We start from the raw sequence: 26,064 nt of genomic DNA on the forward strand, positions 1-26,064 counted from the left end.
ACTCTAAAAAATGAGTCTCTTTATATATTAATATTATTTTAATTATTATTTTATTTTAAAATTACTATTGTAACACCATCTCCACCTTCACCATATTCACCTAACCTATAGCTTTTTACATGTGGATGTCTCTTTAACATATCATTTATAGCTTTTCTTAAAACCCCTGTTCCTTTTCCATGAACTACTGTTACTTCGCCTAAATTAGCCATATATGCTTCATCTAAATACTTATCAGCTTTGTAACAAGCTTCTTCTGAATCCATCCCTCTTAAATCAACTCTATTTTCTATTGATTTTAAATTTAACTTAAGCTCCCTTTTCCTCTTTTCTTTTTTAGCTGGAGTATTGTTAATTTTTCTTAAGTCTTTTAACTTAACATTTATTTTCATTATACCTGCCTCTACTTGAACTTCTCCCTTTGAATCAGGCATTGAAATTATAATTACATTTTGATTTAAAGAAGGTAAGTATGCATCCATACCCAAAGTTACTTTTTCAATAGCTTCTCCTGTATTTTCTCTTGATTTATAAAGTGATTCTTCTTTCTTTTCTAAACTATCCTTAAGCTTCTTTCTTTCTTCCTCTAATCTTGCTCTACCACCTTGAGCAATTCCTAACTTTTCAAGTTCTCTCATAGCCTTTAAAATTTCATCTGCTTCATCTTTAGCCTTTGCTATGATATCCTTTGCTTCTCTTCTTGCTTCGTTGTAAGCTTTATCTCTTACTCCTTCTAACTTCTTGAACTTTTCATCATACTTCTTTTTAAGCTCTTCAGCCTCTGTTTTTATTCTTTTAGCTTCTCTTGCATCTCTATTTGCTAAAATACTTTTTTCTTGTAAATCTCTTATTAAGTCTTCAAACTGAAGATTTTCTGAAGAAATATTACTTTTAGCTTTATTTATTACATCATCTTGAAGTCCTAATCTTTTTGAAATTTCAAATGCATTTGATTTTCCTGGCACTCCTATTAAAAGTCTATAAGTAGGTCTTAATGTTTCAACGTCAAATTCTACAGAAGCATTTTCAATTCCAGGTGTTCTTAATGCATATCCTTTTAACTCACTATAATGTGTTGTAGCAATTAATCTAGCTCTTTTCTCTCTTAATGTGTCTATTATCGCTATTGCTAATGCTGCCCCTTCAACAGGATCAGTCCCTGAACCTAATTCATCAAATAAAACTAAAGAACTATCATCTGCTTCCTTCATTATTTTTACTATATTAGTCATATGAGATGAAAAAGTTGATAATGATTGCTCTATACTTTGCTCATCTCCTATATCAGCAAATATTTTTGTAAAAAAGCTTATACTTGAAGCATCCTTTGCTGGTATTAGAAGTCCACTTAATCCCATTAAATGTAGTAACCCAACGGTCTTCAAAGTTACTGTTTTCCCTCCAGTATTAGGACCAGTAATCATTAATGTATTAAATTCCTTACCTAAATATACATCAGAAGGTACAACTATTTTAGTATCGATTAATGGATGTCTACCATGAATTATATCAAAACTTTTATCTTCATTAACTTCTGGACAAATTCCATTTAAACTTGAACCATATTTTCCTTTTGCAAATATAAAGTCTAATTCAGTAAGTATTTTATAATTACTTTCTACTGTTTCGATATTTTCAAAAACTCTATTAGATAAATCCATTAATATTCTTTCAATTTCAGCTTTTTCTTTAAGTTTAAGTTCTTTAATTTCATTATTTAAATTAACAAGGCTCATAGGCTCTATAAACAATGTTGCTCCAGTTGAACTTTGATCATGCACAAGTCCCGGAACTGAACCTTTGTACTCAGCTTTTACAGGTAAAACATACCTATCTCCTCTCATTGTATATAAAGCATCTTGTAAATACTTCGCATTTGATCTTACAATTCCATTTATCTTATCTCTTACAGACGAATTTTTATCTTTTAAGCTTCTTCTTATTCCATTTAACGTGCTACTTGCTCTATCACTTATTTCCTCTTCAGAAATTATAGACATTTCTATAACATCTTCAAGATTTTTGATTGGAGTTAGTATGTACGCTAAATCCTCTAAAACTATATGAGGAACCTCATCATCTCTTCTAGATATATATTCCTTAAATCTTCTTGAGCATTTAAGCATTCCACCAATTTTTAATAATTGTCCTGCTGATAATACTCCACCCTTTTTAGCTCTTTCTACTCCATCCTTTACATCAAATAACCCTTCAAAAGGTGGATTTCCCTTTGTTATTAATAAATCTAAGGCCTCATTACTTTCCTTAAGTTTGTTTTTAACTTCAAATACAGTATCATAAGGTCTAAGGCTCTCTATAAGTTCTTTTCCTCCAGATGTTACTGCATATTCTTTTAATTTTTCTTTTATTTTATTAAATTCTAATACTCTAAGAGTTCTTTCTTCCATAATATCTCCTCTTCGTTACCCTAACCTTTAATTTTATTTAATAAATTAGCTATGCTTCTATTAAAATTATTATAGTTATAAGTAGCTAATAATGCTGAAATTAGTACATATAAATTACCTATAACTGCAAATGTATTAATTGCAATCTTATTATCATTTTCTTTAATTAATATAGCTAATAAAAATAATGTTACTCCTATTGCAATCATCATAATTTGCTTTTTCCAAAGGCTTTTTAATAATTTAATACCTTCTCTTCTATATTCAACATTTACATTTACTATTTTAGTATTTTTATTAAATTTCCTTGTTCCTAATATAACTAGTAAATTTAATAATACTACTCCTAAAATTAAATACTTAATTAATGTAATGCTCATATTTTCCCCTCTATTCTATTCCTCTTCTATAGTGCCCTTTTGTATAATTATTAGTATTAACTTTTTCTTCTCCTCTTATCATTTTAAGTACTTTTTTTACTTCATTAGAGTTCTCATCCCTAAGCTCTACTCTAAAGGAATTTATTCCAAGGCTTTTTAAATCGTCTTTTTCTTCAATAAGATTTAATGGGTGTGGATTTAAGATATAACTTCTACAAAATATATCTGTCATGACTCTAAACTTTTCATTCATCCTATCAATTAATGTAAATTCATCTCTTGTACATGCTAAATTACAATCATTACAAGAGGATTTTTCTCCAAAAGTACTTCCTATTGGGCAATATTCACTTATCATAAGCTCAGTTTTACCATATATTATCCCTTGTACATTCCCTTTATTTCTTTTTAGCATATTTTTAATTTCTTTTCTATTTAATTCTAAACTAATTGTAGGAATATCAATTTCATTTTGATAGAACTTTAAAGCTTGTGAGTTAATTATATTTAATTTATAGTCACCTATAATAGTCATTTCATTTTGGTATTTACGAATTACCCCTACATTAACAGTTACAATACCCTTAATATATTCTTTAGCTTTTTCTATTATATTTATTACATTCTTAAATTCACTTTTTATTATATTTGGAACTTTTAAATATATATTAATCTCTTTATTCTGAGATACTTCAATTAAATCTTTGATTTGTATAGCATCCTTATCTCTATTAAATATATCAACTATTATATCTTTTATACCTTCTTCTATTAAAGTATTAAGCTGCTCTTTTGTAATACATTGATATATTATATCTAAATTACTAAGGTTATTTTTTATTTCATCAGTTTTCTCTATCTTATTAGGTCTTTTTCTTCTAAAAGACTTCGTAATAGATTTTTGTATTCCTTCTAATGCTTCTCTTCTTAAGTTATTTAAATCACTAACTCTTATAAATCCATCCTCAAAATCTGTAAAATTAACTTCATCTATTTTAAAAGCACAGTCTCCTGATTTGCTTAGAGAATCTACTATTCTATCTTTTTCTAAAGGCCTTTTTTCTGCTTTTTCAACAACTTCACCTAAAAACTCATAATCCTTATTATCATAATTTATTGTTATTTTTAACGGTTCAGAAACCTTAAATTTAACATTTGCTTTTAATGATATTTTTCTGTTATATGGTTTAATTGAGTCTTCTAGAGAATCAAACAGCTTTTTATCTAAAGATTTAAATATGTCATCTCCAGCTTTGTAAGCAGTTGGGAATATTTTAACTCTTTCCCCTCTTTTAGCTTCTTTCACTTCATTACCATTACTTATAATTTTATTTATTGAAAATCCACTTTCTCTAAATCTAAAACCATCACCTAAGGAAATATCTTCTTTTAAAACTATTTCTCCATTCTTTTCAATTTTACCTAGTGGTACTCCAGTATTTCTTGGATGTTTGAAGCTCATCATATCCATACCAACATTTTTATGTAAATAAGCTTTAGAAAATCCACCTCTATTGAATAGTTGTAATAATTCCCTTTTACCTTTGCTAACATTATATTCTGTGTTATATAATTCCTTTTCTACAGCCTTCTTATAATTTTCAACTACACCTGCAACATACTCAGGCCTTTTCATTCTTCCTTCAATTTTTAAAGAATATGTTCCAGAATCTATAATATCCTTAATATCTTCTATTGTACAAGTATCTTTAGGGCTTAAAAGATAAGCTTTTCTTTCTCCAGACTTATTTCCTTTTAATGTGTACTCCATTCTGCAAGGTTGTGCACATCTACCTCTATTTCCACTTCTCCCACCAATCATAGAACTCATAAGGCATTGACCTGAATATGATATACATAAGGCTCCATGTACAAATATTTCAGTTTCTATTCCTAAATCCTTAGAAATGTGCTTAACTTCATCTACGGATAATTCCCTTGATAAAACTATTCTATGGAATCCTCTTTCTGTAAAAAATAATGCACCTTCTCCATTATGTATTGTCATTTGTGTAGATGCATGTATTTCAAAATCAGGATAATCTTCTTTTATTCTTTTAAATAAACCTAAATCTTGAAGTATTATTGCATCTACTCCTATTTCATATAAAAATCCTACATATCTAACAGCTTCTTCAATTTCATTTTCCTTTAATATAGTATTTAATGTTACATAAACCTTAGCTCCATAGCTATGTACATAATCTACAGCTTTTATCATATTATCATTATCAAAATTAGATGCATATGCTCTTGCTGAAAACTTATTTCCACCTAAATAAACTGCATCTGCACCTTTATTAATTGCTGCAATAAGACTTTCCATGCTCCCTGCTGGAGCTAAAATTTCAACTTTCTTCATAAATACTTCTCCTAAACTTTAGTTTATTATACTTTTAATCTTTCCTAATTATATATATCATAAATTTTAACTTTTTTCTATTATATATATGTTCTAATTAATATTCTGCATTATCTATATTTAAATTAAAATCAATAGTTAAAAATCAAAATGTAAGTTTAATAGCGAATTAGAATCATATATATTTTTTAATTTTACATATATAGGTTCTTTAAAATCATCTTATAACTATATAAATTACAAAAATCTAAATACTATATTATAATGTAGAAACTTTAATAGAACCTATATACTTTAAATAAGTCACTTTCTAAATATATAAAAACAGCTTAATTAGGAAAATCAAGCTGTTTTTATATATTAATTATATCTACTAACTAAACATTCTTAATCAAGGCATTCTTATACTTTTTCTCTGAAGCTAACTTAATTTGTACGTCAATTAACTTCTTTTCTAAATCTAATAATTTATACTTTGAATTTTGCAACTGAAATTTTATTTCTTTATTCCTTAACTTTAAAGCTTCCTTTTCATCTTTAGTCTTTTTAAAATCTTCTTCCATTATCTTGCACTCTTCATTAAGTTTAATAAATTTTTCTTTATAGTCTACTTCATTGTTTTTAAGTAAATCATTAGTTACTTTTAAATTCTCCATCTCATCATAATATTTTTCTACCTCTTCTCTTAAGGTTGAGTTTTCATTTTTTAAAGATTCCATCTCATTTTTTAAATTTAGGCTTTCCTTTATCTCTATTTCTTTAACCTCAATTTCCTTTTCTAATTCTGATATTCTTTCCTTTAAATCATTCTGTTCTTGTAATTCTATATCAAGAGATGAAATTTTATTTTTTAACTCTTCTCCCTCTAAAAGTCTCTGATTTAAGTCTTCAATGATTTTGTTTAAACCTTCTATTTCTCTATTGTTATTAAATTGAATTACTTCTGTATCTTCTCTTATTTCTTTTATTCTTTCTTTTAAAGTTATATTTCTTTCTTCTAATGATGTATGTTTTTTCATTAGTCCTTCAACTTCTATATCTGCTTTAAATAATTCATCAGCTATATTTAGTGCAACTAGCGTAGCAACTGCTGTAGAACTTAATTTTCTATTATTGGTCATTATATCTTTTACTTTTCCATCTACATACTTTGCTACTTCTAATAAATACTCTTCGTTTTCTCTTCCTTTTAGATTATATTCAATCCCATTTATCTTAATAGTTACCGTACTCATAATACACCTCATTAACATAATATTTATTATTAATTTAATTTTAACATAAATATTCCAAAGAATGTATAGATAATTATAATCTAATTATAGTTAAAATAATAAAAGATATTTTAGATTTAAAACAACTATCTTAAATCTAAAATATCTCCTTAATTTTTTCTATCCTCTAAAATACCATTATTAATATTTTATTACCTTAAAACTGCTCCTAATTTATATTCGAGGCTTCTTAATATCTTATCGTGAACTTTGTTAACATCATTATCTGTAAGTGTCTTCTTTTCATCTCTATATGCAATTGCATAAGCTATACTCTTTTTGCCTTCTGGTATTTGAGCACCTTTATAGATATCAAATAATTTCACTTTTTCAACTAAATTTCCGCCAGCTTTTTTAATAGTATCTTCTATTTCTTGTACTAGCACTTCATCATTTACTAATAAAGCTATATCTCTTGTAACTGCTGGGAATTTTGGAAGTGCTTTATACTTCTTAGTAGTTTCAGCATTATTAAATAATATATCTAAATCTAACTCAGCTAAATAGCAATTTACATCAACACCATAGTTTTCTGAAACATCAGGATGAACTTCACCTAAAACTCCAGCCTTTGATTTACCTATCATTAAAGCTGCAGTTTTTCCTGGATGATAACTTGTATTTTCTGCTTCTCTAGCAAATGTTACTTTATTTAATCCTAAAGCTTCAATTACATTTTCTACTACTCCCTTTAAATCTAAATAATCACAATCTCCATACATACCTATTGTAAGTATGTTTCTTTCATTTGGAAGATCTGTTTCATCTCCATTAGGTATATATATCTTACCAACTTCAAATAATCTAGCATATTCATTATTTCTTGAGTAATTTCTTCCTAAAGACTCCATCATAGAATGAATAGTAGTAGTTCTCATAACAGAGTAATCTTCTCCTAGAGGATTTTTAATCTTTACTACATTTCTTAACTCACTATCTTCTGGTAAGTTGATTTTATCAAAAACTTTAGGTGATATAAATGAATAACTAATTGATTGGTTTAATCCACTTGATATCATAGTATTTATAACATCTTCAGCTAATATTTCATTTTTATATTTAGGTTCTCTTTCAGTAGATACCTTAAATATTGTAGTTGGAATCTTATCATATCCATATATTCTTGCAACTTCTTCAGCAATATCTTCTTTGATCGCTATATCTATTCTAAATGTTGGTATATTTATAACTAAATTATCATTAGCAACTTCTGTTTTTAAGTCTAATGAATCAAGATATCTCTTCATATCTTCTTTTGCTATTTCAGTTCCTAAGAATTTATTTATCCAGTTAGAATCTACTGTTATACTTCCTTCCTCTTTCTTTTGAGTATATACATCAATAGTTCCTTCAATTATTTCACCGCATCCAAGCTCACATATTAAAGCACAAGCTCTATCTATTGCTAAACTTGCAAGATTTGGATCTATATCTTTTTCAAATCTTGATGAACTTTCAGTTCTTAAATTAAGTTTTTTAGAATTAACTCTTATATTTGTTCCATCAAAATTTGCACATTCAAAGATAACTTCAGTTGTATCTTCTTTAATTTCTGAGTTTAATCCACCCATTATTCCTGCTAAAGCTATAGTTTTGTCTCCATCTTTTATACATAAGAAACTAGAATCTAAATTTCTTTCAATTTCATCTAATGTTACAAAAACTTCTCCATCTTTAGCTCTCTCTACAACGATTTTACCACTTTCTATTTCTCTTGCATCAAAAGCATGCATAGGCTCCCCAAGTTCTAACATTACAAAATTAGTTATGTCAACTATATTATTTATAGGTCTAACTCCTGCTTCTAATAATCTTTCTTGCATCCAACCTGGCGATGGCATAACTTTAACATTTTTAACGCCTCTTGCCATATATCTTCTACATAAAGAGTCATTAACTTCAACTTTAAGCTTATCATTAATATTTTCAGAATTCTTTGCTTCATAATTAAAACTAGGCATCTTATATGATTTTCCAAGAGTTGCTGCAGTTTCTCTAGCCATTCCAACTATACTTAAGCAATCTGGTCTATTTGAAGTTATTTCAAAATCTAATATTGATTTATTAAGACCTAAATACTCTTTTATATCCATTCCAAGAGGTGCATCTTTAGGTAATATCATAAGGCCATGAACAGGCTCATCACCAGCTATTCCAAGTTCTTCTTCTGAACAGAACATACCGTTAGATACTACTCCTCTTAGCTTACCTTTTTTTATTTCAGTTCCATCTGCTAAAATTGATTTATGAAGAGCAACTGGTACTACGTCTTCTTCTTTCATATTTGTTGCAGCTGTAACAATTTGAATATTTTCAGCTAATCCTATATCAACTTGACAAACCTTTAATTTATCAGCATCTGGATGTGTAGTTATCTCAACAATTTTTCCAGTAACTACATTTTTAATTGTATCGCCTTGAGTAATAACTTCTTCTACTGCTGAACCTGATAATGTTAATCTATCTCCAAGTTCTTTTGCATCTATATTTACTTCAACATAATCTTTTAACCAATTAAATGGTACTTTCATCTCTTTTACCTCCTATAATTAAAATTGATTTAAAAATCTCATATCACTTTCGTATAATAGTCTGATATCATCTATTCCATATTTAAGCATAACCATTCTATCAACTCCAAATCCGAAGGCAAATCCGCTATAAACTTCTGGATCTATACCACAATTTCTTAACACCTCTGGATGAACCATTCCGCAACCTAAAAGTTCTATCCAACCGCTTCCTTTACAAACTCTACATCCTTTACCTTCACAAACAAAGCAAGTTGCATCCATTTCTGCTGAAGGTTCTGTAAATGGAAAGTGGTGAGGTCTAAATTTAGTCTTAACTTTATCTCCAAACATCTTCTTTGCAAAAAGTTCTAAAGTACCTTTTAAATCTGCAAAAGTTACTCCCTTATCAATAACCAATCCTTCCATTTGATAGAATATTGGTGAGTGCGTTGCATCAACTGCATCTGATCTATAAACCTTACCTGGTGCTATCATCTTTATAGGAGGTGCTTGATTTTCCATAACTCTAATTTGAACTGGGGAAGTTTGAGTTCTTAATACTAAATTATCATTTATATAAAAAGTATCTTGCTCACTTCTTGCTGGATGATCTTTTGGAATATTTAAAGCTTCAAAATTATAATGATCTAACTCAACTTCTGGTCCTTCTTCTACTGTAAAGCCCATTGATATAAAGATATTTTTCATACTTTCTAAAGTTAAATCTAGAGGATGTCTCTTACCAATTAAATTTTTCTTTCCTGGTAATGATACATCTATAACTTCAGATGCTAATTTAGCATTTTTTTCTTTTTCTTTAATACCTTTTGCTATTTCTTCAATCTTATCTTCAACTTCTTTTTTTACTACATTTACAAGTTTCCCTACTATTGGTCTCTCCTCTTGAGATAATGCTCCCATACCTCTTAATATAGTAGTTAGTTCTCCTTTTTTACCTAAATATCTAACTCTTATTTCTTCTAATTCTGAGCTAGTATTTACATTTGTTAATTCTTTAAATGCATTTTCTTTAATAGAAATTAACTTTTCTTGCATCTTATATTTCCTCCTTTTTTGATAAAAATAAAAAACTTCGCCCCCTATAAAAGGGACGAAGTACCGCGTTACCACCCTAATTGGTTTATAAATTTTATAAATTTAAAACCCAACTCAAATTTAAATAACGGTTAAAACCGCTAGAAACTACTATTACTTTCATCTCTAGGACTCCTGAGGGAACTTCAATATAAACTTCTTTAAAATGGTTTCCAGTCTTAGACCACTTCTCCCTGAAAAGTCCTTTATATCTACTTTCTCATTCTCAGTCTTTATATATTCAATTTACAATCTATTATACAAATAAACTTAGTTAATTTCAATAGTAAGTTTCTAATTATTTCTATATTAAATTTTGTCTTACTTTTTCAAATAAAATTATTGATGTTGCTATTGCTACATTTAAAGATTCTGCTCCTCCTGGCATTGGAATTTTAACTTTCTTATTTGCTAAGTTAAAAAGTTCATTGCTTATTCCATTTCCCTCATTGCCTACAGCTAACATTATCTTTCCTTTTAGATCTTCTTCAAAAAAGTTTTTAGATTCTTCAAGAGATGTTGTTACTAAACTAACACCACTTTCTTGAAGCTTTTTTATAATATTAAATTCTTCATCATCATAAAAAATTGGAACATAAAATATAGAGCCCATTGTAGATCTTATTGTCTTATCATTATATATGTCAACAGTTCCTTTAGTTAATATTATCCCAGCTACTCCAGCTGCGTGAGCTGTTCTTATTATGGTTCCTAAATTACCGGGGTCTTGAACTTTATCACATACTAAGAAAAATTCACCATCTAAATCTACGGAAATTTGCTTATTTTTTACTACAGCAAGAATTCCCTGAGGATTTTCTGTAGAAGCTAATTGTGAAAATAAATTTTTTTCTAAAACAAAAATTTTATCCTCTGCTATAAATTCCTTTAATAAGGTACTTGACTCTAATATATCTTTATCTCTTTCAGATAAAACTATAAACTCTATTTCCATACGGGCTTTTACGGCTTCTTCAATTAAACGAAGTCCCTCTAAAATAAACTTACCCTCTTTTTGTCTAAATCTTCTTTCCTTAAGCTTTTTTGTAGACTTAAATAAATTATTTTCTTTACTTTCTATATAAATCAAAAATTTGCACCTCGTTAGTTTGATTTAGCTATCATACCTTCTAATCTATTTAAATCTTCAGCTGATCCTATAGCAACAATTACATCATTATTTTCTATTATATCATCAGCTGCTGGTGATAAATTAACTTCATCATCTCTTTTAATTGCCATAACGTTTATTCCATACTTACTTCTAAGTCTTAATTCATTTAAAGTTTTACCAGCCCATTCAGATAAAACTTGAATTTCCATAACACTATAATCTGCTGATAACTCTATATAATCTAAAATACTAGCTGAAACTAAATTGTGGGCAACTCTTACTCCCATATCCTTTTCAGGTAGTATAACTCTATCTGCTCCAATTTTATAAAGAACCTTTGCATGTAAATCACTATGGCCTTTAGCAATAATATATTTAACTCCAAGTTCTTTAACTAATAATGTAGCCATTATACTTGATTGTATATTATCTCCTATTGTAACCACTGCTACATCAAAATTCCTAATTCCTAAAGATCTTAAGGCATTTTCATCCGTTGCATCTAGTTGTGCAGCATGTGTAACACTATCTGATATTTCTTGTACTATATCTTCATCTTTATCTATTGCTAGTACATCATTTCCTAAAGAATATAAAGTTTTTGCTATTGAAGATCCAAATCTTCCAAGTCCTATAATTACAAATTGCTTATTAGACAATTAAATCCATCTCCTTAACCAATTAAAATTTTTCCTTCTGGATATTTATATCCAGATTTTTTACCTTTTCTAGTTAATGCCAACATTACAGTAAGAGGGCCAACTCTTCCAAAATACATCATAAGCATAATTAAAACTTTACCAATAGAACTTAAATTTGGAGTAAGTCCTAATGTTAGACCTACGGTTCCAAATGCAGATGTTGTTTCATATAATAAATCTATAAAGCTTGCACCAACCTCAGTATATGATAAAATCATTGTTGCAAATATTACTAATGATACACCTATAAATAATAAAGTAAATGCTTTATAAACAGCTTCTTTAGTAAATCTTCTTCCAAAACCCTCTGCATCTTCTCTTCCTTTTATTACGGAAATAACTGTTAATACTAATATACCAAAAGTTACTGTCTTTAATCCACCAGCAGTTGAGCCTGGAGATCCTCCAATAAACATTAAAATTACAGTTAAAAATTTACTTGCTAATGTCATTCCACTAGTTGATACACTATTAAATCCAGCAGTTCTTGGACTTACTGATGCAAAAAATGAATTTAAAAGCTTATCTTTAAAATTCATATTTGCTATGGTTTCTGGGTTAGTGTATTCAAATATTAACATTAAAATAGCACCACCAAATACTAATATAGCTGTTGTTATTATTACTAATTTGGAATGAAGAGATAACTTTTTTATTCCTTTAAACTCATATATTTCTAATAAAACTGTAAACCCTAAACCACCTATTATTATTAATGCACTTATTACTAAAATAACTACACTATTACTTGAATACCCAACAAGACTTTTTCCAAATAAATCAAACCCAGCGTTACAAAAAGCAGATATTGAATGGAAAACGCTATAAAAAGCGCCTTTTGCAATTCCATACTCTGGAACAAATTGAGTTGATAATAATAGAGCTCCAAAAAATTGAACTGAGACCGTAAATACTAATACATATTGTACCATTTTTACAAGTCCTTGAATAGAATATGTATTCATAGCTTCTTGCATTACAAGTCTTTCCCTTAGAGTTATTTTTTTACCTAATATTAAAGATATTAATACTGCAAAAGACATAAACCCTAGACCACCAACTTCAATTAAAGTCATAATAACAGTTTGCCCAAAAGTACTCCAGTGGGTACTAGTATCTAATGTTATAAGACCTGTTACGCATACTGCTGAAGTAGATGTAAAAATAGCATCCAAAAAATTAGTTGGCTTCCCACTACTAGATGAAATAGGTAATGAAAGTATGGTTCCACCTATAAAAATAACTACTAAAAAGCCTAATGCCAATATTTGAACTCCATTTAACTTAATTTTACTTTTTAAACTAAATTGCATATCCTCCACCTCTTAGATATACTAAAATTTTATACTAATTATTATACACTATTTTTAATATATTATTATATTTATCTATAAAAAAAGTCGCCAAGGCGAGCTTGCCGAGCCGTCGACTTTTTCTCGTGCATATGCATTTCCTAAGCTTGTCTGAGGAAAATCTTGCACGCGCACTATATTCATATTTTTTACTCTTTAGGAAATAGCTTTAATAGCTAAATATCTTAGAATAGTTATCCACAATAAATTTAGAAATATAATTCCCTAAAGAGTAAAAAATGCGACCATATGGCCGCAGTAGATTATTTGTTTATTTGGCTTTTTGCTACTTCTACTAAATCTGCAAATGCCTTAGGATCATTTATAGCTATTTCTGATAACATTTTTCTGTTCATGTCTATTCCAGCTAATTTGATACCATTTATGAATTTTGAATATGAAAGACCATTCATTCTTGTAGCAGCGTTAATTCTTGCTATCCATAATCTTCTAAAATCTCTCTTTTTTAATCTTCTTCCAACATAAGCGTTTCTTAAAGCTCTTATTACTGATTCGTTAGCAGTTTTAAATAATCTGCTCTTTCCACCATAATAACCTTTTGCAAGCTTTAATACTTTTTTGTGATTTTTACGTGAATTTACTGCTCTTTTAACTCTTGCCATGTTTCAATCCTCCTACAATCTTATAAATATGGTAATAATTTTTTCATTGCTTTTTCTTGAGTAGTTGAAACATAAGCAGCTTTTCTTAAGTTTCTCTTTCTCTTAGAGCTCTTCTTTGTTAAGATATGACTCTTGAAAGCTTTAGCTCTCTTTAACTTTCCTGTACCTGTTTTCTTAAATCTCTTTGCTGCACCTCTGTGCGTTTTCATTTTTGGCATAATAAAATCCTCCTCTCAAATTATGTTTCTTTTAAGGGAAATCTCAATTACACTTATGTGATAATTTCTCAATATTAATTAAGTACAAATATCTTTTTAATACTTACTACTTTTCTAACTAAACTATTCCCCTAATTAGTTATAATCTAATTCCACTTATAGGAACTAATTAGCATTATATAGTGCTTTTTTATTTGTAATAATAACTATTACTTTCTTCTTTATATAATTCCTTAAGAGAATTTTTATAATTTTACTTATCTCTAAGTATTTATTACTCAAAAAGACAAATAAAAAAGACAGCACTACGCCGTCCTCATAATATACATTAATTTAATCTAAATAATACTAAATTAAAATAAGAATGTATTACCTTACTAAGCTATGCCGTAAGGTGAGAAACGGCTTTGTTTCTTCTTAACACTAGTAATTATATTATCTGTTAAAAAACTTGTCAATATAATTTTAAAATTTAACCTGTTTTTCAGTACATAAGGAGCATCCTTCACAGTAACTTACCTTATCCTCAAACACATTTTCTATAGTGTTTATAAATTCCTTATTTAAACAGTTATCTTTTCCATGAATTATTACTTTTTTAGGAGCATTAGTTATTAGTCCACTTATTATTATATCTTCCATTTTTGCATCACTATCTATTCTACATTCTATTAATTCCTTCATAAATTCATTAAAAATATCTTTTTTCTCTCTATCTTTTATATAATAATTGCCACCTTCATCTATACATATATTTATTTCATCTATCTTGCTTTCTTGTATATCAACAAAATATTTTAATAATTTTACAAATTCTTTATATTCTTTTTCAACCATATAACTTTCTATTACCTTATCTATTATGTTTTCTATATCTTCTCTTAATTCCTTCATTCTAAATCTAATAAATCCATTTATGTTTATCTCTGAGTTTTCTTCTAAACACCCTTTAATTTTTTCTATTACACAGTTCATCTTATTCATGCAATAAATCAAATTTTCTGATTTTAAATATTCTTCACATAGTAATACTTTCATAACCTCTTCTTCAACTTCTATTACTTCATCCTGCTTAAGAAAAAAGTAATTTTCAGTTAAAAAATCAAACATTTCTCTTTCTTTATATTTCTCTATAACGATTTTATATAAAATATTACTTATATATAAGTTTATAACTTCTCTTATTCTATCATTATAATCTTCATCATCACATAGTACTTTAACTATATGATTATCTAATTCCACACTCTCTACTACTCCAATTTTTATGTGTTTTTTTCTTAGAACAGTCCTTAGTTCTTGAATTTCTCTTACAAAATCTAGATCCTTATTATATACAAGCTTTAGTACAAGCATGGGTTCCACTCCCTTCCTAGTAATAGTATGTATAAAAAATTAAACTATATTCAAAAAATATTTCTTACTAATCGACAAAATTAATTTACCAAACTATAATAAAATATATTAAATACAAATTTAGGGAGTATATTTATGGTTTGCTTTGTTGATTATAGAACTACAAATAAAGAAAAAAAAATTCTTGAATCTCTTGATTTCTCAATAATAGAAATTCCTCCTTGCAATAATCTATATAAATCTATAGATGGACATGTAGATATACAATTAGCTATATTAGATAAAAAACTTAAGAAAGTAATAATTCAAAAAAATATGTCAGAAAGCTTTAAGTATAAGCTAAAAAATTTCAACATTAACTTTATTGAAAGTAAAAATTCTTTAGACTATAGTTATCCTAAGAATATTTTTTTAAATGCTTTAATTTTAAATGACTATTTTATACATAATTTAAAATATACTGATGAAATACTACTTTCTACTCAATCCCATAAAAAACTAATAAATATTAATCAAGGATATACTAAGTGCTCTTGTTTACCAATTTCAGATAAAGCAATAATAACAAATGATATTGGCATATATAATTCCTTAAATCCCCAAGGATTTGATATATTATTACTACCTCCTGGTGATATAATTCTAGAAGGTTTAGACTATGGTTTTATTGGCGGAACTGGTGGACTTATTAATGAAAACCTAATAGCTTTTTTCGGAAATTTAGATTCATATATATATGGTGATAAAGTTAAATGCTTTTTAAAAAAATATGGAGTTAAACCTATTTATTTAAAAGATGGAAAACTCCACGATAGAGGAAGCTTGTTTGTATTATAGTCTTTTATATAATACGTTTTTTTTATATAAATGTTTCTAATAATACTTTAATAACATTTTAATTTAACTTTTAATTTTATAGAGATTAATTTAAAATACTTAAAGGAGATTAATTAAAATCTCCTTTAAGTTATTCCTTATATATATTTTTTTCAAATTCCTTTATTTTATTTCTTAATTCATAATATTTTATATTAGATTCCTTTTCTAATTTATCTAATATAAGAAAAACCTCACCTAAACTATGTTTGTATTCATTTATATCTTGATTTCCTCTTCCAAGTTTGTCACAAATAAATAACAATATAATATCATTAAATTTCTTACTACTTAATAAGCCTTCTATATTAGAAAATGGTAAATTTTTAATTATATAAATATGGTGCATATGATATCTTACTAACTCACTTACGTCCTCTGTTAATTCTGTATAACCATATTTATTAAGCAACTTATAAACCATCTCTGCTCCTTCTGTATCATGATTATAAGATCTATACCTTCCCTTAATAAATTTTGTTGTTGGTATTTTTCCTATATCATGTAATAATGTTGCCCACATAAAGCTTCTAGCATCATCAGAAAGGTTTTTAATCTTAGCTCCCATATCTACCACCATTTTAGTATGATTCCACACATTTCCTTCAGGATGATATTTTTTTTCTTGGGGGATATCTTCCAATTTCCTTATTATACTAAAATCACTTTTATTAAATTTTTCAGTTTTCATCATACCACTTATAGCTACAGATGGTTCTTTTTCATTTATTAATATTTTTTCTAATTGATTAAATATTTCAATATCCATATTGCCACCTCCTAAATAATATTATTTGTACTTATTAAAATTTTATTTTAAATTTAGTATCAAAAATTTAAATATTACATATCATATAATTATAAGATTTGGCGCTATAGCCAAGTGGTAAGGCAGAGGTCTGCAAAACCTTTATTCCCCAGTTCAAATCTGGGTGGCGCCTCCAAAATCAAAAGGCTTAGATATTTAATTATCTAAGCCTTTTGATTTTTATTATTTCGCTTTATTTAATAATTCTCCAATTTCTTCATTTGAAAAATTATATGCTGTATTACAGAAATTACATTTAATTTCTTCTTCTTTTCCATCTTCATATATTTCTCTAAGGTCTTTTTCTCCTATAGATAATAAAACTGATTCTACTCTTTCTCTTGAACAGTTACAAGTGTATTCTGGTTTTGATTCTTCTAATATCTTTAAATCCATACCTTCAAATATAAACTCTATAACTTTATCTATGCTTCCATGTTCTTGTAACATTTGTGTTATTGAAGGAATTTCTTCTAATCTATATGTAATTAAATCTGATAATAGTTCATCAGCATCTGGCATCATTTGAATTATAAATCCACCTGAAACTTTAATTGAAAAATCTCTATCAACTAAAACACCTAAAGCTACAGCTGATGGTGTTTGTTCTGAAACTGTGAAGTAGTATGCTAAGTCTTCTCCAATTTCTCCTGTATATATTGGAACTTTCCCTACATAAGGATCTCTCATTCCTAAATCCTTAATAGCTGTAAATTCACCATCTCTACCTATATATCCGCCTACATCTAGTTTACCTTTTGAGTTTAAAGGCATATCTCCATATGGATTTCCAATAAATCCTTTTACATTACCACCTTCATATGCTGTAACAGTAACTCCTTTTGCTTCGCCTCCTCCATTTATCTTTAAAGTTATTACTTCTTTTTCTGATTTTAAAGTAGATCCCATAAGAGATCCTGCTGTTAACATTCTTCCTAATGCTGCTGCAGCAACTGGTGTACATTCATGAATTTCTCTTCCCTTATTAACTAACTCTGTAGTTTCTCCTGCTATAATCCTTACCATTCCATCCTTCGCTGTTGCTCTAATTATTTTATCCATTAATATTCCTCCATTAAATAAATTACTTTTTTACTACATACATTATTCTTTCTGTTAAATTTTCAACATTTTTTTCAGAATAACCATCAAATTTACCAATAACTTTAAATCCCAATTCTTTAAGTTTACTATCTATAAATTCTTCTTTGTAGGCTCTTTCTATATGTTCTTCTTCAAATCTTTCATATAAGTCACCCTTTTTAACGAAAAAAGTTAAAAACATACTTAAAATATCATCTTCAAAAGTATTTTCCCAAGTATAGAAGACCTGATCCTCACTATATGTATATATATTATTTCCTAATATTTCTGAAAGCTTATAGTAAGAATTTATATCAAATATAAATATACCATCATCACTTAAGTGTTCTTTTACTCTTTTTAAATAATCAATAAATTTAGATTCTTCTACAATATAATTAGATGAATCTAATACTGATGTAATTAAATCAAATTTTCTATTTAGACTAAGCTCACTCATATCTTGGCAAATTAATTTACACTTTATTTTTTCTTTTTTTAGTTTATCAAAAGCTTCTCTTAACATGTCATCAGATAAGTCTACAGCAAAAGATTCCTTAAAGTTTTTAGCTAATTTCACAGTTACATTTCCTGTTCCGCAAGCTATATCTAAATAATTATTGAAACTTATATTTTCATCTTTGCATATATCAATAATTCTATCACACATTTCTTGATAATTAATATCTTCATTTATTAGTTCATCATATATTTTAGCAAACTCCCCATATGTCAAAATATCCATCCCCCTTTTTTATAGAGTTTTCTAAAACTATATTAAATGTAAAATTTCCTTTAGTCAATCTATAGAATCAATAAAAACTCCTATTTAAAGTAAATTTACTTTCTACCTAAAATTTCATCATTTGTAGGTATCTTTAGCATCCTCTTCCTTTTTGTCATTATTCCACCTATACGCCCAGTTTCCTCTGCTGTTAATCCTCCCCATCCACACTTATCTACTTTATCCTTTAAACCTAATTCATCAGCAATTTCATACTTTATTTTTTCTCTTAATATTTCTGCGTCTGATAATTCTTTATTTGATCTTATTTTTGATTTTATTATTTTTTTTAATGGTGTTTTACTCATTTTAATACCCCCTAAAAATATAATATTTATATTTTTTCCAAAAGTTTTTCTAATATACTATTAAATTAATTATTCACTATAAAGCCTTAAATTTTATATATTATAATAAAACATTAATTTTTAATATTTAACTATGTTAAGGGGGCAAATTTATGTACAATGTTGCAATAGTTGGGGCTACTGGTAATGTAGGTAGAAAATTTTTAGAAATTTTAGATGAAAGGAATTTTCCTATAAAAAATTTATATCTATTTGCATCTAAAAGGTCAGCAGGTGCTAAACTTAAATTTAAAGAAAATGAGATTATAGTAGAAGAAACCTCTATTAACAATATAAAAAATAAAAAAATAGACTATGCACTTTTTTCAGCTGGTGGTGATGTTAGTTCTAAATTCTCACCAATATTTGTTTCTTATGGAGCTACTGTTATAGATAACTCTAGTGCTTTTAGGATGGATATAAATGTACCTTTAGTTGTTCCTGAAGTTAATCCTGAAGATATAGAGTGGCATAATGGTATAATAGCTAATCCAAATTGCTCTACCATTCAAGCTATGGTTCCTTTAAAGGTTTTAATAGATAATTATGGTATCAAAAGAATAGTATACTCTACATACCAAGCCGTTTCAGGTGCTGGCATGGAAGGTATAAGTGATTTAGAGAATGGATTAAAGGGCTTATCACCTAAAAAATTTCCTTATCCCATTGCAGGAAACTGTTTACCTCATATAGATGTATTTCTAGAGAATGGGTACACAAAGGAAGAAATTAAAATGATTAAAGAAACAAAAAAGATTCTTCATAATAATAATTTAAAAATTACAGCAACTACTGTTAGAGTGCCTGTTCTTAATAGCCATAGTGAAAGTATCAATATTGAACTTGAGAAGCCTTTTGAATTAGATGATGTAATAGAATTATTTAAAAATACTAAAGGCCTTACTGTCTATGATAATATTAAAGAAATTAAATACCCTACTGCACTAATGGTCTCAGGAAAAGATGATGTATTTGTAGGCCGCATTAGAAGAGACTTTAGTGTAAATAATGGATTAAATCTTTGGGTGGTTGCTGATAACATTAGAAAAGGTGCTGCTTTAAATGCAGTACAAATAGCTGAACTATTAATAAGGAGTGATAAGTAATGTCAATTTTTAAAGGCTCTGCTGTAGCAATAATTACACCCTTTACTGAAGATGGAGTTAACCACAAAAAACTTAAAGAATTAATAGAGTGGCATATACAAGAAAAAACAGATGCTATTGTAATTTGTGGTACAACTGGTGAAGCAAGCACAATGACCTGTGAAGAAAGAAAAGAAACAATAAAATTTACTGTTGATATAGTAAACAAAAGAGTTCCTGTAATAGCTGGGACTGGAACTAACAATACGGCTGCTTCAATTGAAATGAGTAAGTTTGCAGAAAGTGTGGGAGTTGATGCTCTTTTGATAATAACACCTTATTATAATAAAACTACACACAAAGGCTTAATAAAGCATTTTGAAGCTATAAACAATGCTATAAATACTCCAATAATTTTATATAATGTCCCAAGTAGAACTGGAGTTAATATTACACCTAATGAACTTTTCGAATTATCAAAATATAAAAATATTGTTGCTATTAAAGAAGCCAGTGGAAATATAAGTCAAATAGTTCAAATGAAAGCATTATGTAAAGATAAAATTGATATATACTCAGGGAATGATGATCAAGTTATTCCTATAATGTCTCTTGGTGGGCTAGGAGTTATTTCTGTTTTAGCTAACATACTTCCTAAGGAAGTTCATAATATGACTACTTCATATATAAATGGAAACATTCAAGAGGCCTTGAAAATCCAATTAGACATTTTAGATATAGCTAATAAGCTTTTTGTAGAAACTAATCCTATCCCAGTTAAAACAGCATTAAATTTAATGGGAAAAGATGTTGGAGCTTTTAGATTGCCATTATGCGAAATGGATAATAAAAATCTTGAGTTATTAAAAGACTCATTAAAAGAATATAACTTAATTTAAGGAGTTTATTATGATAAAAGTTGTGTTAAATGGATGTTGCGGCAAAATGGGAAAAGTAATTATTCAATCATCAAAAAATTTTCCTAATATTAATATAGTAGCTGGAATAGACAAATATCCTACTAATGATTGCTATTTTAAAGTATTTAATAAAGCTAGTGATTTAGATATAAATTACGATGTATTACTTGACTTTTCTAGACCTGAAGCTCTTAAAGACATTTTAGATTTATCTTTAAAAAATAATAAACCTATTATACTTTGCTCTACAGGTTATTCAGAAGAAGATTTATTACTAATTAATGAAAAAAGCAATGAAGTTTCTATATTTAAATCTGCTAATATGTCCTTAGGTATTAACTTGCTAAACTCAATATTAAGAAAAATAGTACCTTCTTTATATGAAAATTATGATATTGAAGTAGTTGAAAAACATCATAATCAAAAAGTTGACTCTCCAAGTGGAACTGCTCTTTTACTTGCTGATACAATAAAATCTGCTATTCCAAAAGAAACGGTATATATATATGGAAGAAGTGGAGAAAATAAAAGAGAAAAAAATGAAATAGGAATTCATGCCATTAGAGGTGGATCAATAGTTGGAGATCACGAAATTATATTTGCTGGAGCTGGAGAAGTAATAGAACTATCTCATAAAGCTATATCTAGAGAAGTTTTTGCAGTTGGAGCCTTAAAGGCTTGTGAATATATGAGTAAAATAACTAAAGCTGGTTTATATAATATGAATGATGTATTAGGAATTTAAATGTATTAAAAAGAGATAAGATTAATTCTTATCTTTTTTTATTTTAAGAATCTATTTCCAGTTTAAAAATCTTCTATAGTGTAAAACTATAATATCATCAATTTATAAGGAGGTTTAATTATGGCAAAAGATAGTCAACCTGACAATAAGAAAGCTAGAATGGAAAAATGTAATTATCAAACTCCAATAACTGAAGAAGGTCATAATCATAATCCAAATGCTAAGCATAAATCTATCAAAAAAGAAGGATCTTCAAGTCAACACTTTAATAGATTTGGAAATTAAAAAAGAAGAGTCTTCCGACTCTTCTTTCAATTAATTATTTTTACTCTTCTATATATGCATTATTAAAGAATACATGTCCTAAAGTTGAAACTCTAACGCCTTTAACTTCTGGCTTAGCTCCCTTAACTTTAGTGTAGTAGTATAATGGGATCATTGGAGCTTCATCCATAAGTATATCTTCAGCTTTTCTCATAATTTCCCATCTCTTAGTTGAATCTGTTTCTTTTCTAGCATCTGCAAGTAACTTATCGTATTCTGCATTTGAGAATCCTGCATCGTTATTTCCGCCGCCAGTTTCAAATAAATCTAAGAATGTCATTGGATCAACATAGTCTCCATTCCAACCATGTCTAGCAATTTGGTATCCACCTTGTTGTCTTGTATTTAAGAATACCTTCCATTCTTGGTTAGTTAATTCAGCTTTTACACCAATTTTAGCCCAATCTTGTTGAATAACTTGAGCTATATCCTTGTGAGATCCTTCAGTATTATACATAAATTCAAATGTTGGAAGTCCTTCACCATTTGGATATCCAGCTTCAGCTAATAGCTTCTTAGCTTCTTCTGTATTAGCTTGATTTGGATTAAAGTATTCTTTGCTTGCAAACTCTTCACCTTTATCATTTAAGATTCCCTTTGGAACATAGCTATATGCTGGAACTTGTCCTGCTTTAGTAACTTTTTCAACTATACCTTTTCTATCAATTGCAAGTGATAAAGCTTGTCTTACTTTTTTATTGCTTAAAGCTTTTTTAACTTCTGGTGATGATATAGTATCTTGCTTACCAACATTAATTACTAACATGTATGTTGCAAGATTTGGATAAATTGTAACTAAACCTTCATTTTTACCAGCTTCAATTTCTGCTGGAGGAACTGTATCAACCATATCAAATTCCCCTGCTTTTAATGAAGAATATGCAGTGTTTTGGTCAGTAACTAATTTATAAACTATTCCTGGAAGTTTAATTTCTTTCTTATTCCAATAATTATCATTCTTTTCAAAAACTAATTGATCTTTCATATCCCATTGAACTAATTTGAAAGGTCCATTTGAAACATAAGTTTCTGGATTAGTTGCCCATGTATCTGGATTAGCTGAAACTATATCTTCTCTTAATGGAACATAATTTGTAAATGCAGTAAGTTCTGGGAAGTAATCTGTTGGTGATTCTAATGTTACCTTTAAAGTATGATCATCTACAACTTCTATTCCTAAATCTTCTCTTTTAGCTTTTCCATCATAGAAATTTTTTGCATTCTTAATATAGAAAAATTGGTATGCATACTCTGCTGCTGTTTCTTTAGTTAAAGCTCTAACCCATGAATATTCAAAGTCTTTAGCTGTAACGTCTTTTCCATCTGACCATTTAGCATCCTTTCTTAAAGTAAAAGTATATACTAATTTATCGTCAGAAACATCCATCTTTTCAGCAACTCCTGGAATTGCCTTTTCATTTTCGTCCAGTCTCATTAGCCCTTCAAAAGCATTATCAATAACAGTTCCTGACTCTGCTGCAGTATTTAGAGTTGGATCTATCGTTTCTGGATCTGAACCTAAATTATAAATTAATTTTCTTCCACCATCACCTGAATCACCTTTTCCGCAACCCGCAAAAACAGACATTCCAAGTGCAAGCGTTAGTGCAACTGCACAAATTTTTCTTAGCTTATTGCTTTTCATTGTTTTTCCCCCTTAATATATAAACTTTATACTAATTGCCTATGCAATAAATACCTAATCATTAAATAAATGGCATGCTACAAAGTGACCTTGCTCTACTTCTTTAAGCTCTGGATCTACTTCTCCACAAATTGGCTTAGCATACTTACATCTACCTTTAAATCTACATCCTGGCGGTGGATCTATTGGTGATGGTATATCACCTTGTAAGACTATTCTTTGATTTGTTTTAGCCACCTGTGGATCTGGAATTGGCACAGCAGAAAGTAAAGCTTGTGTATATGGATGTTTAGGTTTTAAATAAACATCATCAGCTGGTCCCTTTTCAACCATTTTACCAAGGTACATAACACCTATATGAGTTGATATATGCTTAACCATTGATAAATCATGGGCTATAAATAAGTAAGTTAGCCCAAACTCTTCTTGAAGCTCTTCTAACATATTGATAACTTGTGCTTGAATTGAAACATCAAGCGCAGAAATCGGTTCATCACAAACTATAAAGTCTGGTTGTACTGCAAGAGCTCTAGCAATACCTATTCTTTGTCTTTGCCCACCTGAAAACTCGTGAGCATATCTATTTATATGACTTCCATTTAAGCCAACTCTATCTAATAAATACCTAATTCTTTTATTTCTTTCTTCTCCCTTATATAACCCATGAATGTCTATAGCCTCACCTATAATATCTCCTACAGTCATTCTTGGATTTAAAGAAGCATATGGATCTTGAAATATCATTTGCATATTCTTTCTTAAAGAAACCATTTTCTTTTCACTATGATTAGTTATATCTTCACCATTAAAAATTATTTGTCCTGAAGTTGGTTCATATAGCTTTAAAATAGTTCTACCAGTAGTAGTTTTACCACAGCCTGATTCTCCTACTAACCCTAAAGTTTCTCCTCTTTTAATGCTAAATGATACATTGTCTACAGCTTTAACAAAGCTTTTATTGGAAAATAATCCTTTATTTACAGGGAAGTATTTGCAAAGATTTTTAACTTCTAAAATAACATCGTTTTTATTTTCCATTATTCTTCCCTCCTTATTGGTGACTCTACCTTTGGTGCATTTTCATGACATAACCAACAAGCTGCTCTATGTCCTTTTGATATTTCAAATAAAGGTGGTTGGTTCTCTATACAAACCTTCATTGCATACTTACATCTAGCTGCAAATGGACATCCTACTGGTGGTTTTAATAAATCTGGTGGCTGTCCTTCAATTGGTGTCAATTTTTCTTTTATTTCACTTTTAGGATTAGGAACGCTATTTAGTAATCCCCAAGTATATGGATGTCTTCCATTGTAGAATATATCTTCATCTGATCCTTCTTCTACAACAATTCCACCATACATAACATTTATTCTTGAACAAAGGTCTGCTACAACTCCTAAATCATGTGTGATTAAGATAATTGAGCTATTAACCTTTTCTTTTAAATCTTTCATTAAATCTAATATTTGTGCTTGTATTGTAACATCTAATGCTGTTGTTGGCTCATCAGCTATTATAAGGTTTGGTTCACAAATAAGACTCATAGCTATCATAACTCTTTGTCTCATACCACCTGAAAATTCATGTGGATATTGCTTAAGCCTTTTTTCAGGACTTGGTATACCTACCATGTCTAACATCTTAATAGCTTGTTCATTCGCTTCTTTCTTAGAAATCCTCTTATGCTTTATTAGATGTTCTGTCAGTTGCTCTCCTACTGTATATAGAGGATTTAATGATGTCATAGGATCTTGGAAAATCATAGCCATTTCATTTCCTCTAATTTTCTGCATAACCTTTTCATTTGGATTAGTTATATCAGTTCCATTAAACATAATAGTATCCGCATCAATAACAGCATTATCTGCTAATAATCTCATAATTGACATCATTGTAACTGATTTACCACAACCAGATTCTCCAACTATACCTAAAGCTTCTCCTTTATCTAAGTGTAATGATACCCCTCTTACTGCTTGTACATCACCTATATGTGTTTTAAAGGAGGTTTTTAAGTTTTTAACTTCTAATAATCTACTCATCTGTCA

General features: G+C 28.4%; 24 protein-coding genes, 1 tRNA gene and 1 other annotated feature. Of the genes, 6 read left to right on the plus strand and 19 right to left on the minus strand.

What is annotated here, in order from left to right; all coding sequences use genetic code 11:
* Positions 1–50 precede the first annotated feature (50 nt).
* From ACZJV1_RS11175 to ytxC, 12 genes are all read right to left on the minus strand, one after another.
* Positions 51–2,408 carry an endonuclease MutS2 gene (locus ACZJV1_RS11175; protein WP_463650172.1) on the minus strand — a complete coding sequence of 786 codons (2,358 nt, stop codon included), beginning with the start codon at positions 2,406–2,408 and terminating at the stop codon, positions 51–53.
* A gap of 20 nt (positions 2,409–2,428) precedes the next feature.
* Entirely contained in the window at positions 2,429–2,788 is a 360-nt protein-coding gene (locus ACZJV1_RS11180) for a hypothetical protein (protein WP_411167987.1), read from the minus strand.
* A gap of 10 nt (positions 2,789–2,798) precedes the next feature.
* The gene (locus tag ACZJV1_RS11185) at positions 2,799–5,150 is read right to left on the minus strand and encodes a U32 family peptidase (RefSeq protein ID WP_463650173.1); all 2,352 of its coding nucleotides are present in this window, start codon (positions 5,148–5,150) and stop codon (positions 2,799–2,801) included.
* A gap of 377 nt (positions 5,151–5,527) precedes the next feature.
* Positions 5,528–6,385: a cell division protein ZapA gene (locus ACZJV1_RS11190; protein ID WP_463650174.1), complete on the minus strand. Its 858-nt coding sequence runs from the start codon at positions 6,383–6,385 to the stop codon at positions 5,528–5,530.
* 191 nt (positions 6,386–6,576) lie between these two features.
* Positions 6,577–8,955 (minus strand): phenylalanine--tRNA ligase subunit beta, encoded by a 2,379-nt coding sequence (pheT, locus tag ACZJV1_RS11195; protein WP_463650175.1) that lies wholly within the window; start codon positions 8,953–8,955, stop codon positions 6,577–6,579.
* Positions 8,956–8,973: 18 nt separating this feature from the next.
* Positions 8,974–9,993 (minus strand): phenylalanine--tRNA ligase subunit alpha, encoded by a 1,020-nt coding sequence (gene pheS, locus ACZJV1_RS11200; protein ID WP_463650176.1) that lies wholly within the window; start codon positions 9,991–9,993, stop codon positions 8,974–8,976.
* Between the two features lie 48 nt (positions 9,994–10,041).
* Positions 10,042–10,269: a binding site (T-box leader), on the minus strand.
* A 67-nt stretch (positions 10,270–10,336) separates the two neighbouring features.
* Complete coding sequence (locus ACZJV1_RS11205) at positions 10,337–11,122, minus strand: TrmH family RNA methyltransferase (RefSeq protein WP_463650177.1); 786 nt, start codon at positions 11,120–11,122, stop codon at positions 10,337–10,339.
* A 14-nt stretch (positions 11,123–11,136) separates the two neighbouring features.
* Positions 11,137–11,805 carry a potassium channel family protein gene (locus tag ACZJV1_RS11210; RefSeq protein ID WP_460287435.1) on the minus strand — a complete coding sequence of 223 codons (669 nt, stop codon included), beginning with the start codon at positions 11,803–11,805 and terminating at the stop codon, positions 11,137–11,139.
* A gap of 14 nt (positions 11,806–11,819) precedes the next feature.
* Positions 11,820–13,160: a TrkH family potassium uptake protein gene (locus ACZJV1_RS11215; RefSeq protein WP_460287437.1), complete on the minus strand. Its 1,341-nt coding sequence runs from the start codon at positions 13,158–13,160 to the stop codon at positions 11,820–11,822.
* Between the two features lie 302 nt (positions 13,161–13,462).
* Positions 13,463–13,822, minus strand: coding sequence for a 50S ribosomal protein L20 (gene rplT / locus ACZJV1_RS11220; RefSeq protein ID WP_322413098.1), 360 nt, complete (start codon positions 13,820–13,822; stop codon positions 13,463–13,465).
* A 20-nt stretch (positions 13,823–13,842) separates the two neighbouring features.
* Positions 13,843–14,040 carry a 50S ribosomal protein L35 gene (rpmI, locus tag ACZJV1_RS11225; protein ID WP_016206790.1) on the minus strand — a complete coding sequence of 66 codons (198 nt, stop codon included), beginning with the start codon at positions 14,038–14,040 and terminating at the stop codon, positions 13,843–13,845.
* A 465-nt stretch (positions 14,041–14,505) separates the two neighbouring features.
* On the minus strand, positions 14,506–15,396 hold the full coding sequence (ytxC, locus tag ACZJV1_RS11230; RefSeq protein WP_460287438.1) for a putative sporulation protein YtxC: 891 nt from the start codon (positions 15,394–15,396) through the stop codon (positions 14,506–14,508).
* Positions 15,397–15,531: 135 nt separating this feature from the next.
* Here ytxC and ACZJV1_RS11235 point away from each other — a divergent pair, with 135 nt between their 5' ends.
* Positions 15,532–16,233 carry a DUF6873 family GME fold protein gene (locus ACZJV1_RS11235; protein ID WP_463650178.1) on the plus strand — a complete coding sequence of 234 codons (702 nt, stop codon included), beginning with the start codon at positions 15,532–15,534 and terminating at the stop codon, positions 16,231–16,233.
* A gap of 130 nt (positions 16,234–16,363) precedes the next feature.
* On the opposite strand, the gene ACZJV1_RS11240 is transcribed toward ACZJV1_RS11235, so the two are convergent.
* Entirely contained in the window at positions 16,364–17,041 is a 678-nt protein-coding gene (locus ACZJV1_RS11240) for an HD domain-containing protein (protein WP_463650179.1), read from the minus strand.
* Positions 17,042–17,141: 100 nt separating this feature from the next.
* On the opposite strand from ACZJV1_RS11240, the gene ACZJV1_RS11245 reads away from it, so the two are divergent.
* Positions 17,142–17,216: transfer RNA gene (locus ACZJV1_RS11245), tRNA-Cys, on the plus strand.
* 47 nt (positions 17,217–17,263) lie between these two features.
* Here the strand turns inward: ACZJV1_RS11245 and hslO are convergent.
* The 3 genes from hslO to ACZJV1_RS11260 all read right to left on the minus strand — a co-directional run bounded on the left by hslO (position 17,264) and on the right by ACZJV1_RS11260 (position 19,255).
* Entirely contained in the window at positions 17,264–18,142 is an 879-nt protein-coding gene (gene hslO / locus ACZJV1_RS11250; protein ID WP_463650180.1) for an Hsp33 family molecular chaperone HslO, read from the minus strand.
* 22 nt (positions 18,143–18,164) lie between these two features.
* On the minus strand, positions 18,165–18,899 hold the full coding sequence (locus ACZJV1_RS11255) for a class I SAM-dependent DNA methyltransferase (protein ID WP_463650181.1): 735 nt from the start codon (positions 18,897–18,899) through the stop codon (positions 18,165–18,167).
* A 104-nt stretch (positions 18,900–19,003) separates the two neighbouring features.
* Positions 19,004–19,255, minus strand: coding sequence for a small, acid-soluble spore protein, alpha/beta type (locus ACZJV1_RS11260; RefSeq protein WP_460287444.1), 252 nt, complete (start codon positions 19,253–19,255; stop codon positions 19,004–19,006).
* 152 nt (positions 19,256–19,407) lie between these two features.
* On the opposite strand from ACZJV1_RS11260, the gene ACZJV1_RS11265 reads away from it, so the two are divergent.
* From ACZJV1_RS11265 to ACZJV1_RS11280, 4 genes are all read left to right on the plus strand, one after another.
* Positions 19,408–20,400, plus strand: coding sequence for an aspartate-semialdehyde dehydrogenase (locus tag ACZJV1_RS11265; RefSeq protein WP_463650182.1), 993 nt, complete (start codon positions 19,408–19,410; stop codon positions 20,398–20,400).
* A complete protein-coding gene (dapA, locus tag ACZJV1_RS11270; RefSeq protein WP_460287447.1) occupies positions 20,400–21,278 on the plus strand; it encodes a 4-hydroxy-tetrahydrodipicolinate synthase in 879 nt (292 codons plus the stop codon). The genes ACZJV1_RS11265 and dapA overlap by 1 nt, the downstream gene beginning before the upstream one ends.
* 10 nt (positions 21,279–21,288) lie before the next feature.
* Positions 21,289–22,044, plus strand: a complete 756-nt coding sequence (gene dapB / locus ACZJV1_RS11275; protein ID WP_463650183.1) for a 4-hydroxy-tetrahydrodipicolinate reductase — start codon at positions 21,289–21,291, stop codon at positions 22,042–22,044.
* A gap of 120 nt (positions 22,045–22,164) precedes the next feature.
* The gene (locus tag ACZJV1_RS11280; RefSeq protein WP_411168004.1) at positions 22,165–22,329 is read left to right on the plus strand and encodes a hypothetical protein; all 165 of its coding nucleotides are present in this window, start codon (positions 22,165–22,167) and stop codon (positions 22,327–22,329) included.
* Positions 22,330–22,369: 40 nt separating this feature from the next.
* Here the strand turns inward: ACZJV1_RS11280 and ACZJV1_RS11285 are convergent, their stop codons facing one another.
* Genes ACZJV1_RS11285 through ACZJV1_RS11295 form a run of 3 tightly spaced genes read right to left on the minus strand, consistent with a single transcriptional unit; the run spans position 22,370 to position 26,058 of the window.
* On the minus strand, positions 22,370–24,013 hold the full coding sequence (locus ACZJV1_RS11285; RefSeq protein ID WP_463650184.1) for a peptide ABC transporter substrate-binding protein: 1,644 nt from the start codon (positions 24,011–24,013) through the stop codon (positions 22,370–22,372).
* Between the two features lie 54 nt (positions 24,014–24,067).
* Positions 24,068–25,051, minus strand: a complete 984-nt coding sequence (locus tag ACZJV1_RS11290) for an ABC transporter ATP-binding protein (protein ID WP_460287451.1) — start codon at positions 25,049–25,051, stop codon at positions 24,068–24,070.
* Complete coding sequence (locus tag ACZJV1_RS11295; RefSeq protein WP_411168007.1) at positions 25,051–26,058, minus strand: ABC transporter ATP-binding protein; 1,008 nt, start codon at positions 26,056–26,058, stop codon at positions 25,051–25,053. The genes ACZJV1_RS11290 and ACZJV1_RS11295 overlap by 1 nt, the downstream gene beginning before the upstream one ends.
* Positions 26,059–26,064: the final 6 nt, after the last annotated feature.

Source organism: Clostridium sp. LS3 (assembly GCF_055330225.1).